12 protein-coding genes are annotated in these 13,326 nt (G+C 74.1%); 7 read left to right on the top strand and 5 right to left on the bottom strand.

Features of this window, described 5'->3' with window-relative positions; genetic code table 11:
* The first annotated feature begins 4 nt into the window (after positions 1–4).
* From IO30_RS0112835 to IO30_RS0112810, 6 genes are all read left to right on the top strand, one after another.
* A complete protein-coding gene (locus IO30_RS0112835) occupies positions 5–1,501 on the top strand; it encodes an AMP-binding protein (RefSeq protein WP_031142426.1) in 1,497 nt (498 codons plus the stop codon).
* A gap of 60 nt (positions 1,502–1,561) precedes the next feature.
* Positions 1,562–3,244, top strand: coding sequence for an ABC transporter transmembrane domain-containing protein (locus tag IO30_RS0112830; protein ID WP_031142425.1), 1,683 nt, complete (start codon positions 1,562–1,564; stop codon positions 3,242–3,244).
* Positions 3,241–5,046, top strand: a complete 1,806-nt coding sequence (locus tag IO30_RS0112825) for an ABC transporter ATP-binding protein (RefSeq protein WP_078903997.1) — start codon at positions 3,241–3,243, stop codon at positions 5,044–5,046. The genes IO30_RS0112830 and IO30_RS0112825 overlap by 4 nt, the downstream gene beginning before the upstream one ends.
* A 140-nt stretch (positions 5,047–5,186) precedes the next feature.
* Complete coding sequence (locus tag IO30_RS0112820) at positions 5,187–5,510, top strand: hypothetical protein (RefSeq protein WP_157853217.1); 324 nt, start codon at positions 5,187–5,189, stop codon at positions 5,508–5,510.
* 13 nt (positions 5,511–5,523) lie between these two features.
* Positions 5,524–5,700 (top strand): hypothetical protein, encoded by a 177-nt coding sequence (locus tag IO30_RS45350; protein ID WP_157853215.1) that lies wholly within the window; start codon positions 5,524–5,526, stop codon positions 5,698–5,700.
* A gap of 101 nt (positions 5,701–5,801) precedes the next feature.
* Positions 5,802–6,452, top strand: a complete 651-nt coding sequence (locus IO30_RS0112810) for a response regulator transcription factor (protein WP_031142419.1) — start codon at positions 5,802–5,804, stop codon at positions 6,450–6,452.
* A gap of 48 nt (positions 6,453–6,500) precedes the next feature.
* On the opposite strand, the gene IO30_RS0112805 is transcribed toward IO30_RS0112810, so the two are convergent.
* From IO30_RS0112805 to IO30_RS0112790, 4 genes are all read right to left on the bottom strand, one after another.
* Positions 6,501–7,151, bottom strand: coding sequence for a thymidine kinase (locus tag IO30_RS0112805; RefSeq protein WP_031142417.1), 651 nt, complete (start codon positions 7,149–7,151; stop codon positions 6,501–6,503).
* Between the two features lie 49 nt (positions 7,152–7,200).
* Entirely contained in the window at positions 7,201–8,406 is a 1,206-nt protein-coding gene (locus tag IO30_RS0112800; protein WP_031142414.1) for an alkaline phosphatase family protein, read from the bottom strand.
* A complete protein-coding gene (locus IO30_RS0112795) occupies positions 8,406–9,005 on the bottom strand; it encodes a DUF5998 family protein (protein WP_031142412.1) in 600 nt (199 codons plus the stop codon). The genes IO30_RS0112800 and IO30_RS0112795 overlap by 1 nt, the downstream gene beginning before the upstream one ends.
* 71 nt (positions 9,006–9,076) lie before the next feature.
* Entirely contained in the window at positions 9,077–11,920 is a 2,844-nt protein-coding gene (locus IO30_RS0112790; RefSeq protein WP_031142411.1) for a bifunctional acetate--CoA ligase family protein/GNAT family N-acetyltransferase, read from the bottom strand.
* Between the two features lie 184 nt (positions 11,921–12,104).
* Between IO30_RS0112790 and IO30_RS0112785 the strand changes: the two genes are divergently transcribed.
* A complete protein-coding gene (locus tag IO30_RS0112785; RefSeq protein ID WP_031142409.1) occupies positions 12,105–12,386 on the top strand; it encodes an HPr family phosphocarrier protein in 282 nt (93 codons plus the stop codon).
* Positions 12,387–12,595: 209 nt separating this feature from the next.
* Here IO30_RS0112785 and IO30_RS0112780 read toward each other — a convergent pair whose 3' ends face one another.
* Positions 12,596–13,273: a GntR family transcriptional regulator gene (locus IO30_RS0112780; RefSeq protein WP_031142407.1), complete on the bottom strand. Its 678-nt coding sequence runs from the start codon at positions 13,271–13,273 to the stop codon at positions 12,596–12,598.
* Positions 13,274–13,326: the final 53 nt, after the last annotated feature.

Below are 13,326 nucleotides of genomic sequence, written 5' to 3'. Positions count from 1 at the left end.
CCTCATGTCCCTCCTGTCCAATGTGGTCGACCCCTTCTTCGCCATCGCCCGCGCGGACCCCGACCGGCCCGCGGTCCTCGACAACGGCTCCACCGTCGGCTACGGCCAACTCGCCCGCTGGGCCGGCGCGGTGGCCGATCTCGTCGCCACCCGCGGCCCCGGCCCCCGTCCGCCCGTCGGCATCGTCACCCACCACTCCGCCCGGGACGTCGCCGCCGTCATCGGCGTGCTCGCGGCCGGCCGCGGCTACGTACCGGTCACCGACACCCCCGGCACCCACATGGACGACGCCCTGCGGGCGCTGGGCTGCCAGGAAGCCGTCACCACCGCCGAAACCGGCCGGCTCCCCGCCGTCGACCGCCTCCTGCGGCCCAACTGGGGCTCCTCCCGAGCCCCCCTGCGCGAGGCCGGCGAGCCCGTGCGCGCCGAGGACCCGGCGTACGTCCTGTTCACCTCCGGCTCCACCGGAGCGCCCAAGGCCGCCGCCGTCCCGCACGGAGCGCTGCACGCGGTGGTCCCGCAACTGCGCACCCGTTACGGCGTCGGCCCGGACACCGTCGCGCTCAACTTCCACCGCGCCGACGGCGACACCAGCCTGGAGGAGATCCTGCCCACGCTCTGCGCCGGCGGCCTGCTGGTGATCGACGAGGAGAGCGAGAGCGCCCTCGGCCCCCTGCTCGCCGAGGCCGAGATCACCCTCGTCAACCTGCCCGTCGACTACTGGCACGTCTTCACCGGGTCCCTGCTGGAGCACGGGCTGAAACTTCCCGACTCCCTGGACACCGTGGTCATCGGCGGCGAGGCCGTCCGCGCCGACATGCTCGAACGCTGGCACCGGCTCGGCGCCGACCGGGTCCGGCTGCTCAACACCTACGGCTCCACCGAGACCGCGCTGGTCACCCACAGCGTGCTGCTCGCCGGCCCCGGGGCCGAGGGGCCCTTCCCCGAGGGGGTCCCGATCGGACGTCCGCTGCCCTCCGTGCGACAGGCGGTCGTCCCCCGCGCGGAGGCACCCGACGGACCCGGGGAGCTCTACCTGGCGGGCCCCCAGCTGGCCACCGGCTACCTGGACGACCCGGAACGCACCGCCGCCCGGTTCGTGGAGGCCGATCTCGGCGACGGCCCCGCCCGCTGGTACCGCACCGGCGACCTGGTGCACGAGAGCTCCGACGGCATGCTCGTCTTCCACGGGCGCGCCGACCACCAGGTCAAGATCCGCGGCCATCGCGTCGACCTGCTGGACGTCGAGCACCAGATCGGCCGCCTGCCCGGCATCTCCGCCGTCGCGGCGGCCGAGCACGTCAAGGGCGACCACAACGCCCTCGTCGCCTTCGTCGTGTTCGCCCCGGACGCCGAGAGCGACGTACGGGCGCTGCGCGACGAACTCCGCTCCACCGTCCCCGCGTTCCTGGTGCCCGACCGCATCGTCGCCGTGCCCGCGCTCGCGCACACCCGCACCGGCAAGGTCGACCGCGCGACCACCCGGGACCTCTACCTCTGATTCCTCTGACCCGGGTCCCCCGACCCGCTCGCTGATCCGGCCCGACCCAGGAGCCCCCCTGTGGCCAACAGACTGTTCGACGCCTCGGTGTCCCCCGAGGCCGTACCGGAAGCCGACAGCCGGGGCCCCTGGGCCTACCTGTGGTGGCTCGTGCGCATCCGGCCCGGGCCGCTGCTGCTCAGCGCCCTCCTCGGCATGGCCTGGATGGTCCCGCTGGCCCTGCTGCCGCTGGTCATCGGCCGGGCCATCGACGTGGGCGGGCGGGCCGAAGGCCCGGGCGCCCTCTACCTGTGGGCCCTGGTGGCGCTGGGCCTCGGCATCCTCCAGGCCGTGGCCGGCGCCGGCCTCATCCAGGCCGCCGTCGGCGCCGAGGTGCACGCGGTGGCGCACACCCACCGGGTGCTGATGCGCCAGGTCACCCGCCTCGGCGCCACCTTGCGCAGCAAGGCCCGCTCCGGTGACGTGGCCGCCTCCGCCGCCGCCGACGTCGAGAGCATCGGCAACGCCTTCGAGGTCGTCGGCCGGTCCATCGGCGCGGTGGTCGCCGCCGTCCTCGTCGCCGTCGCGCTCACGCTCACCTCCCCGGTCCTGGGCCTCGCCGTCCTCATCGGCGTACCCGCCGCAGTCCTCGGCATCGGACCGCTGCTGCGCCCGCTCCAGGAACGCGACGAGGAGCAGCGCGAACAGATGGGCATCGCCACCTCCCAGGCCGGCGACATCGTGGCCGGCCTGCGCATCCTGCGCGGGATCGGCGGCGAGGCCCGCTTCGCGGACCGCTTCCGCGCCACCAGCCAGCAGGTCCGCCGGGCGGGCGAGTCGGCCGGCCGGATGGAGGCCTGGCTCCAGGCCGCCGGGGTGTTCCTGCCCGGCCTGGTCACGGTCGGCATCGCCTGGCTCGGCGCCCGCCTCGCCCTGAACGGCACCATCACCCCCGGCGAACTCGTCGCCTTCTACGGGGCCTCCGCCTTCCTCACCCTGCCCGTCAGCACCGCCACCGAGGCCGCCGAGACCCTCAGCCTCGCCAAGGTCGCGGCCGGCCGCGTCTGCACCCTGCTGCGCATCGACCCCGAGCCCGAACAGCCGGCCGACCCCCTGCCGCTCCCCCACGGCCCGCTCTCCCTCACCGACGAGGACACCGGCATCACCGCCGAGGCGGGCCTGCTCACCGTCATCGCGGCCCCCGCGGGCCGGGCCGGAGACCTCGCCGACCGGCTGACCCGCCACGGCGTGCTGCCGGAGCCCGCCGCCGTCCTGCTCGGCGGGGTCCCCCTCGACCGGGTCGACCTCACCGAACTGCGGGCCCGCGTGCTGCGCTCCGGCCCCGCCGACACCCTCTTCAGCGGCACCGTGCGGGAGGAGCTCACCGGGGGCCTCGCCCGCTCGACCGGGGCCCAGGCCGACGCCCTGTTCGCCGCCGACGCCACCGATGTGGTCGAGGGGCTGCCCGGCGGTCTGGACGAGTACCTCGGCGAGGGCGGCCGGGCCCTGTCCGGGGGCCAGCGCCAGCGCCTGGTGCTCGCCCGCGCCCTGCTCGCGGCCCCCGACGTGCTGGTCCTGGAGGATCCGACGGCCTCGGTCGACGCGCAGACCGAGTCCCGCGTGGTCCGGCGGGTGGCCTCGCTGCGGTCCGGGCGGACCACCGTGGTGTTCAGCGACAGCCCACTGTGGCTGGGCGCCGCCGACCGCGTCCACCGGCTCGGCCAGGACGGCCGCCCCGTCCCCACGCAAGGAGCCCGCTCATGACGAGCACCGCGACCGCCACGGCCCCCACCCCGGCCCCCGCCGAGGGCGCCGGTCCCGCGCCGGGCCGCCTGCCGCTGGCCGACCGGGCCGACGTACGGGCCTGGGTGGGGGACTTCGTACGCGGCAACGCGGGCCGCCTCGCCCTCACCCTGCTGCTGTTCGGCACCGCCCTGGTGGCGAGCCTGACCGGGCCCCGGCTGCTGGGCCACCTCGTGGAGTCGGTCGCGGCGGGTACCAGCACGGCCCGCGTCGACGTCCTCGCCCTGGCCTTCGTCGCCATCCTCGTCGTCCACGCCCTGCTGGCCCGCGCCGCCAAGGTGCAGGCCACGCTGCTCGGCGAGCGCGTCCTGGCCGCCACGCGCGAAGGGTTCGTCCGCCGCGTCCTCGGACTGCCGCTGTCCACCGTGGAGTCCGTCGGCACCGGCGACCTGCTCAGCCGCGCCACCACCGACGCCGACCGCCTCAGCGAGTCCATCCGCCAGGCCGTCCCGAGGATCGTGCTGGCCGCCGTCACCCTGGTCTTCACCTTCGCCGCCATCCTCCTCACCTCCCCGCTGCTGGCCCTCGCCCTGCTCGCCGGCGTGCCCTTCGCCGTCCTCTCCACCCTCTGGTACCGCCCGCGCGCGACCGCCGCGTACGAGCGGCTGCTCGCCCAGGAGGCCGACGTCCTGGCCGTCACCCACGAGACCACCCGGGGCGCGGGCACCGTGGAATCCCTCGGCCTCGGAGCCCGCCAGATCCACCGGCACGGCGCCACCGTCGACGCGGTGGTCCGCACCCGGCAGCGCACCACCTGGCTGCAGACGATCTGGTTCCCCAGCCTGGACCTCGCCACCATGGTCCCGATGGCCCTCACCCTGCTGATCGGCGGACTCGCCTACCAGCGCGGCGCCGTGGGCCTCGGCGCGCTCACCGCCGTGGTGCTCTACGTCCAGGCCCTCGGCGAGCCCCTCAACGACCTGCTGACCTGGACCGACGAACTCCAGATCGGCAACGCGGCCCTGCGCCGCATCCTCGGCGTCGAACGGCTCCCTCGCGAGGAGCCCAAGCCGGCCGCGCCCACCCGCGGCCACGGGATCCGGCTCGACGGCGTCGGCTTCGGCTACGGCCCGGGCCGCGAGGTCCTCAGCGGCATCGACCTCGAACTCGCCCCGGCCGAACGCCTCGCCGTCGTCGGCGCCTCCGGAGCCGGCAAGTCCACCCTGGGCAAGCTGCTGGCCGGCGTGCACCACCCCACCCGCGGCACCGTACGGATCGGCGGCGTGGACCTGACCGACCTGCCCGTCGGCCAACTGCGCCGCGAGGTGGTCCTGGTGACCCAGGAGCAGCACGTCTTCAGCGGCACCCTGCGGGACAACCTCGTGCTCACCGACGGGGAGGACGGCTCGGACGAGGAGTTGTGGGCGGCGCTGGAGACCGTACTGCTCGGGGACTGGGCGCGGTCCCTGCCCGAAGGCCTGGACAGCGGGATCGGGGCCGGCGCGGCCCCGGTGTCCCCGTCCGCCGCTCAGCAGCTCGCCCTCGCCCGGCTGCTGCTGTCCGATCCGCACACCCTCGTCCTGGACGAGGCCACCGCGCTGCTCGACTCCTCCGCCTCCCGGCAGGTCGAGCGCTCCCTGGCCGCGCTGATCGAGGGACGCACGGTGGTGTCCATCGTGCACCGGCTGGATTCGGTGCAGGAGGCCGACCGGATCGCGGTGGTGGACCGGGGCCGCATCGTCGAGCTCGGCAGCCACCACGAACTGCTGGCGGCCGACGGGGCGTACGCCTCGCTGTGGCGGTCGTGGAGCTCGGTCCGCTGACCACCGGCCGGGACGGCCCCGCCACCCGGCGGGGCCTGTGCGGCCGGTCGGCGGATACCCCTCTCCTGCCGCCTCGCCCATGATCGTGCCGACCGGGGCGGACACTCAGGCCCGAGCCCGGGAGCGACACGAGGGATGCAGTGAAGAAGACCAGAATCGTTTCCGCGATGGTGCTGGCCACGATCGCGTTGGGGGCCGTCCCCGCGCACGCCGTCGACCCGCGCCAGGAGCACAACATCTCCAAGTGCTACTTCGACAAGCACGAGGCGGACAAGCAGAAGTACTGCAAGGCCCTGGAGGGCCGGCCGATGACGAAGGCGGCGAAGGACTGCCTGATCAGGGCGGGCGTCGGCAGTGCGGCAGCATTGATCGTCGGACGGGTCAACAAGAAGGTGGCCCGGGAGATAGCCGTCAACACGGTCGCGGCCGGAGCCACCGGCTGCATCACAGCCCTCCTCGGCTGAAAGGAGCCCGGACATGCTGCCCCGAATCATCACCATCGCCGTGGCGTTCACCGTCCTGGTGCTCGTCAACCGGTTCCTGATCGACCCGTACTGGGGTGAGCTCGTCGCCACCGCCGTCGTCGCGGGCGCGATGACGTACGTCCTCGGCAAGGTCGACGCCCGCAAGGAGGCCGAAGCAGGAGGGAGCTGAGGCTCCGGCCGCCGGGCCGAAGGCGCCGCCCGGCGGCCGACCTCGTTTCCCGCCCGTCACAGTGGGTAAGGGGACTCGGGGGCCTTCTAGTGGGAGGCGTCATGATCGAAGTAGTGGTCGTCGATGACGAACCGCTGATCAGAGCAGGCCTGCGACAGGTCCTCGACGCGACCGAGGACATCAGGACCACCGGCGCCGTCGCCGTCGCCGAGGCCGTGGTCACCATAGGTGAGCAGGAACCGCAGGTCGTGCTCCTGGACTGCTGCACCTCCGACGCGCCCGCCATCGGGGCGGGGCTGGCCCGCATGCCGGCCCCTCCCGCCGTGTGCGTCCTGTCCCGGTACGCGGACGAGGAATACGCGGCTCTCGCGCTCGCCTCCGGCGCTTCCGGCTACGTGCTGAAGGACACCGATCCGCTGCGCTTCGCCCCGCTGGTGCGGTTCCTGGCCCACGGCTGGACCATGATGTCCGCCGACGTCAGCCGCACGGTCGTGGCCGGCTTCCTCGACCGGGCGGGGCAACGACGGGGCGCCTCACGCACCGCACGCCTCACGCCCCGGGAAGAGACCGTCCTCGTCCTGATCGCGGCCGGGCTCTCCAACGCCGACATCTCCCGCCGCCTCCACCTGGGGCACGGCACCGTCAAGGACCATGTCAGCGCCATCCTGACCAAGCTCGAAGTGACCGGCCGCGTCCAGGCCGCGCTCTGCGCCGAACGGGCCGGCCTCCTGACGGGCGACGCCCGCCGCTGAGAGGTCGTGCCGGGCAGAGGGCTCGCCCCGGCCCGGTCGGCGCGGACGTCAGGCGTGGTTGACCGGGAGGACGTCCGGGGAGAGGGCGCCCGCGTGGGCCGCTGCCGAAGTCATGCGGCGGCGGTGGTGGCGGCGGCACAGGACCTCGTAGCCGATCTCCCCCGCCGGGCGGTTCACGTCACCGACCACGACCTGGGCGCCCTCGACGACCATCTCCCCGCCCACCGTACGGGCGTTGTGCGTGGCGCGGGCCCCGCACCAGCACAGGGCCTCGACCTGGAGCTGCTCCAGGCGGTCCGCCAGCTCGATCAGGCGCTGCGAGCCCGGGAACAGCTTCGTGCGGAAGTCGGTGGTGATCCCGAAGGCGAAGACGTCCATGTCGAGGTCGTCGACGATCCGGGCCAGCTGGTCGATCTGCTCCGGCGCGAGGAACTGCGCCTCGTCCACGATCACGTAGTCCGCCTTGCCCCCCTTGGAGAGCTGCGCGACCAGGTACGCGTACAGGTCCATGCCCTCCGGCGCCTCGATCGCCTCCGTCACCAGACCGAGCCGGGAGGAGAGCTTGCCCTCGCCCGCACGGTCGTCGCGGGTGAAGATCACGCCCTGCAGTCCCCGCGCATCGCGGTTGTGGGCGATCTGGAGCGCCAGAGTGCTCTTTCCGCAGTCCATCGTTCCGGAGAAGAACACCAGCTCGGGCATGGGAAGTCGGGGACCTTTCGGGTCGTGGACGAACAGGTGGGGAGGGGGGTCAGGAACGGACTTCGAGCAGCGGGACGAGCTGCTCGGCCGGGGTCATGGAGCCGTGCATGCCGACGAGGGCGGACTCGTTGGGCTCGTTGCGCGAGGCGGTGATCGCCACGTCCGCCTGTGCGGCTGCCACCACGTCGCCGATCCGGCCGAGGACGCGCTCGTCGCACTCCCCCGGGGCGCCGAACCAGCCCAGTTCCAGGGCCTCTTCGCGGCTCGCGATCCAGAAGCGGTCGCCGAGCACCTCGCGCCACACGGTCAGGACGTCGGCCGCGGCACCCGGGACGGCGTACACGTGCCGGGCCCGGCCCTCGCCGCCGAGCAGGGCCACGCCCGCGCCCAGTTCCCAGTCCTCGTCGTAGTCGATGCGGGAGTCCTCGTCGAAGGGGACGTCGACCATGCCGTGGTCCGCGGTCACGTACAGCGCGGTGCGCGGCGGCAGCTGTTCGGCGAGCCGCTGCACCAGCCGGTCCACGTACATCAGCTGGCCGCGCCAGGCGTCGGAGTTCACGCCGTGCCGGTGGCCGGCACCGTCGAGTTCGCTGTAGTACGTGTAGACCAGCGAGCGGTCGCCGGCCGCGAGCCGCTCGGCGGCGAGGTCCATCCGCTCCTCGCCGGTCATCCGGCCGAGGAAGGTGCCGCCGCTCAGCGCGACCTTGGTGAGGGGCGTGGTCTGGAAGGCGGGCGAGGACACCTGGGCCGTCGCCACCCCCGCCTTGTCGGCCAGCTGGAAGACGGTCGGGTACGGCTGCCACGGCTTGGGCGGGGTCCACGGGTGCCAGCGGAGCTGGTTCATCAGCTCGCCGGTGGCCGGGTTGCGCACGGCATAACCGGGCAGGCCGTGCCGGGCGGGCGGCAGGCCCGTGCCGACGGAGGCCAGCGAGGTGGCGGTGGTCGCCGGGAACCCGGCGGTGATCGGGCGGCCGGTACCGCCGCGCGAACCGGCGAGCAGGGAGGTCAGGTACGGGGCCTCGTCCGGGTGGGCCTTGATCTGCTCCCAGCCCATGCCGTCGACCAGGAAGACGCAGTTGCGGTCGGCCGGGGTCAGCTCCGGGATGGCGGCGGTGAATCCGGGGACGCCCTGGCCCGCCACGAGGGTCGGCAGCAGGTCGGCGAGCGAGCCGGTCCCGTACGCGGGGACGGGCGCGGACGCGAGGTCCAGCGGCTCCGGTTCGTCCGGCCAGTACTGCGCCGCGGAGGACGCCATCAGCGGGCGGCGGGGGCGGACGTGGCCGCGGTGGCCTCGCTGAGCGCCTGCGCGAAGACCAGGGTCTGGCGGACCGCCTCGGGGCCGTCGCCGGCCTCGCTGACCCGCAGGCTCAGGTCGTCGGCGGTGGAGTTGCCGGTGTAGCCGTGGTCGGAGTCGCAGTTCGGGTCGCCGCAGGCGGCCGGCTCCAGGTCGATCCGCGAGACCGCGCCCCAGCCGATGGTCAGGACGACCTCGCGGGGCAGGGTGCCGGGGGTGTAGGACTCGGGGTTGGCGACGACGCGGCTCAGCACCACCGAGGAGATGCTGGAGAGCTTGACCGACTCGGTGGAGGTCGTCGCGTACGGGGACGGCGAGCCCGCGTCGGCGGCCTGCTCGTCGGTGTGCGAGACGATGAACCGGTTGCCGGTCAGGACGAGCACGGTGACGTGGCGGCGCACCTCATTGGAGTCGAAGGTCGTCTCCTGGTGGACCAGGTAAGACGAGATCGGCTCGCCGCCCACCGCGGCCTCCACGGCCTCGGCCACGAGGGCCGGGTAGTAGCCGCTGCGCTCGATCGCCGTGCGCAGCCCCTGGGTCGTCGTACCGGATTTCGCCATGAGGTCCATCCTAAGGCCCGTACGGGGCACCCCGGCCGCTGCGTGCGCACCCGGTCCGCACGGGTGTGCGCTCAGTAGCTGGGGAGGGTGCGCGGGCCGAGGTCGCTGCGGGCCGGCGGGTGGGCCACCCGGACCGTGGCGCTGAGGACGGAAAGGCCCTCCGCGGCGACGACGACCGGCTCCAGGGAGACCCCGATCACCTCGGGGTGGTCGTCGACGAGGCGCGACAGGCGCAGCAGGAGTTCCTCCAGGGCGGGGGTGTCGACGGGGTCGCTGCCGCGCCAGCCGAAGAGGAGGGGCGCGGTCCGGATGGACCGGATCAGTCCGGCGGCGTCCCGGTCGGTGGCCGGGACGAGCCGGTGGGCGGTGTCGCCCAGCAGCTCGGAGGCGACCCCGGCGAGCCCGAAGGAGAGGACGGCGCCCGCGGCCGGGTCGATCACGGACCGGACCACGGTGTCCACGCCGCGGGGCACCATCGCCTGTACCACGGGCTGGAGCTCGGCGGGCTTGCCCAGCGCCTCGGTGAGCTCCTCGTACGAGCGCCGCAGCTCGGCCTCGTTCGTGAGGTCGAGGCGTACGCCGCCCAGGTCGGCGCGGTGGCGCAGGTGCGGGGCGGTGGTCTTGAGCGCGACGGGGTAGCCCAGCGCGCGGGCGGCCCGGGCGGCCGCGTCGGGCGAGAGGGCGGGCAGGGTGGGCAGGACGTGGATCCCGTACCGGCCGAGCAGGGTGTGGGCGTCGAAGTCGCCGAGGGTCAGTACGGACTCCCCGTCGACGTCGGCCAGCAGCCGGGCCAGCTGGGCGCCCGCTCCGGCCTCGTCGATGTCCTCGTACTCGGGGACCAGGCCCGCTTCGGCGTTGGCCCGCCGCCACTGCCCGTACCGCACGCCCTCCGCGACGGCCTTCACGGCGCGCTCGGCCGCGGGGTAGGCGGGGATCCGGAACCCCTCGGAGGGGGCGGGCTCCGACACCGCCCGGGCGGCGCGGGGAGCTACGGCCTCCGGGACCGGGCGGCCGGGGGCGGGCGGGGCCGGCAGCGCGGCCGGGGAGGGCGCGGGTGCGGGCGGGTCCGCGGCGGCCGGGGCCGAGGAGGTCGCGGCCGAGAGGGCGTCGGCCAGGGCGCCCAGCTCCACGTGGACCACCGCCACCGGCTTGCCGGGGTGCGCGGCCACCGCTTCGCGCAGGGCCTCGGCCAGCTCGTCGGCCAGCTCGTGCTCGCTGACCCACGGGATCGCCGTGACGACGACCGCGTCGCAGTCCTCGGAGGCCAGGGCACGGGCGAGCGCGTCGCGGAAGTCGGCCGGGGAGGCCGCCGTCGTCAGGTCCAGCGGGGGCAGCGGCCGCAGCCCCTGGGTCAGGCAGGCGTCGTAGGTGAGGACGCCGAGGGACTCGGAATTGCCGAGGATGGCGATCCGGGGGCCCGCGGGCAGCGGCTGCGAGGCGAGCAGCAGGCCGACGTCCACCAGTTCCGTGACCGTGTCGACGCGGATCACGCCCGCCTGCCGCAGCAGGGCCGAGACGGTGGCCTCGGGCAGCCGGGTCCCGGGGACCACGTGTCCGGCCGGGGTGTGGCGGCCCCCCTTGGCGACGACCACCGGCTTGACGGCCGCCGTCCGGCGGGCGAGGCGGCTGAACTTCCGCGGGTTGCCGAGGGTTTCCAGGTAGAGCAGCGCGACGTCGGTGGCCTCGTCCTCGTACCAGTACTGGAGGATGTCGTTCCCGGAGACGTCGGCCCGGTTGCCCGCCGAGACGAAGGAGGACAGGCCCTCGCCGCGGCGCAGCAGTGCGGAGAGCAGGGCGATGCCGATCGCCCCGGACTGGGTGAAGAGGCCGATCCGGCCGCGCAGCGGCATCGGCGCGGGGGTGAGGGAGGCGTTGAGTTCGACCTCCGGGGCGGTGTTGATCACCCCGTAGGCGTTCGGGCCGATCAGGCGCATGCCGTACGAGCGGACCTGGCGCACGAGTTCGCGCTGGCGGGCGAGCCCGGCCGGGCCGGACTCCCCGTATCCGGCGGAGAGCACCACGAGCCCCTGCACCCCGTGTTCACCGCAGGCGGCGACCGCCTCGGGGACCCGCTCCGCCGGGACGGCGAGAACCGCGAGGTCGACGGGGGAGCCGATGTCCGCGATCCCGCGGTAGGCCCGTACGCCGTCCAGCAGGTCGGCCCCGACCGCCTCGTTGACGGCGTACAGGTGGCCGTGGAAGCCGCCGTCGCGCAGGTTGCGCAGGGTCGCGGCGCCCAGGCCCGCGCCGGAGCGGCTGACGCCGATCACCGCCACGGAGCCGGGGGCGAGCAGCCGCTGCACCGAGCGGGCCTCGGCCCGCTGCTCGCGGGCGCGCTGGACGGCGAGGGACTCGGCGGTGGGTTCGAGATCGAGGGTGAGGTGGACGGAGCCGTCCTCGAAGCTGCGCTTCTGCTGGTAGCCCGCGTCCGTGAACACCTTGATCATCTTGGTGTTGGCGGGCAGCACCTCCGCGGCGAACCGGCGGATCCCGCGCTCCCGGGCCACCGCGCCGATGTGCTCCAGGAGGGCGGAGGCCACCCCGCGGCCCTGGTGTGCGTCCTGGACGAGGAAGGCGACCTCGGCCTCGTCGGAGGGCCCGGAGGCGGGCCGCCCGTCGGCGTCGATCCGGTCGTAGCGGACGGTGCCGATGAACTCTCCGCCGATGGTCGCGGCGAGGCCGACCCGGTCCACGAAGTCGTGGTGGGTGAAGCGGTGCACGTCGCGGTCGGACAGGCGCGGGTAGGGAGCGAAGAACCGGTAGTACTTCGACTCGTCGGAGACCTGCTCGTAGAAGCTGACCAGGCGGCCGGCGTCCGCGGTGGTGATGGGCCTGATCCGGGCGGTGCCGCCGTCGCGCAGGACGACGTCCGCTTCCCAGTGGGCCGGGTACGAGGGGTCCGACTCGGTGGTCATGGGGCCACCTTAGGCGGTCCCCGCGCCGCGTGACCCTGGCGCGGCGCAGAGGGCGAGCCGGGGCAAATCAGTGCAAGCTGGGGAAGGTCGAACGGCGGAAGATCCGGGCCGAAGGTCGGTCGGAGCATTCAGGGCGTCGTGAGAGACTGGTCTAGACAACCGTAAGAACCTGAAGGGCATCACCATGGCAGAGCGCCGCGTCAACGTCGGCTGGGCCGAGGGCCTGCACGCTCGTCCCGCCTCGATCTTCGTCCGCGCGACGACCGCTTCCGGCGTCCCGGTGACCATCGCGAAGACGGGCGGCGACCCCGTCAACGCCGCTTCCATGCTGGCGGTCCTGGGCCTGGGCGCCCAGGGCGGCGAGGAGATCGTCCTCGCCTCCGAGGCCGAGGGCGCGGAGGCCGCGCTGGACCGCCTCGCCAAGCTGGTCGCCGAAGGTCTCGACGAGCTCCCCGAGACCGTCTGACCCTTCGGGTTCACCGAAGCCGTGGTTCCCGGTCCGCCGGGGGTCACGGCTTCGGCGTTTTCCGGGCGCGGACGGAATGCGGCCGCGCGTCACCGATATCCGGCTGAATTCAGCACAGCGGAATTCAGCCGGATTCGGCGGGATTCAGCAGGAGGCCGGCGCGCGGCGAATTCACGGATCCGATACCGGTCCTTTGTATACGGCTCCTGTTAATGCCGGCCGCTCGACATGTTTACGGCAGGTTGCGAAGTGCTCACCGCCGGCCGCTGCCGCAGCCGGTGCACCCCCGCCGCCCGTTCGGCGTGCAGTGCGGTCAGCAACCGGGCCCGCTCGGCGTCCCCGCGCGCGACCGCGTCCACGATCGCGCCGTGCTCCGCCCAGGACTCCGCGGGCCGCTCAGGGGCCCCCACCACGTACATCCACGCGATCTTGTGGCGCATCTGGGTGAGCAGGGCGATCAGCCCGGGGCTCCCCGAGGCCTGTGCCAGCGTCTCGTGGAACCAGCTGCCCAGGGAGCGCAGGTCCTCCCCCTGGCCCCGCCTGGCCCGCTCCTGGCCCAGCCGGACCAGCCCGCGCAGCACCTTGAGGTGGGCCTCGGTGCGCCGCCGGGCGGCCCTGGCGGCCGCCAGGGGCTCCAGCAGCATCCGCAGCTCCAGGAGGTCGGCCGCCTCCTGCCCGGTCGGCTCGGCCACGCAGGCGCCCGCGTGGCGGCGGGTGGTGACGAACCCTTCGGACTCCAGGGTGCGCAGGGCTTCGCGCACGGGGACCCGCGAGACGCCGTAGCGCCGGGCCAGCACCTCTTCGGTCAGTCTGCCGCCCGGCTCGAAGACCCCGGAGACGATGTCGTCGCGAATTGCCGTGCATACCGCGTGCGCAGGAATACGCAAGACCGGACCTCCGCCTTATTTCGACTGCCGTCGCCATGGAACACACCAGTGGG

Source organism: Streptomyces xanthophaeus, from assembly GCF_000725805.1.
Taxonomy (GTDB): Bacteria; Actinomycetota; Actinomycetes; order Streptomycetales; family Streptomycetaceae; genus Streptomyces; species Streptomyces xanthophaeus.
This window is presented reverse-complemented; position numbering and strand designations above follow the sequence as displayed.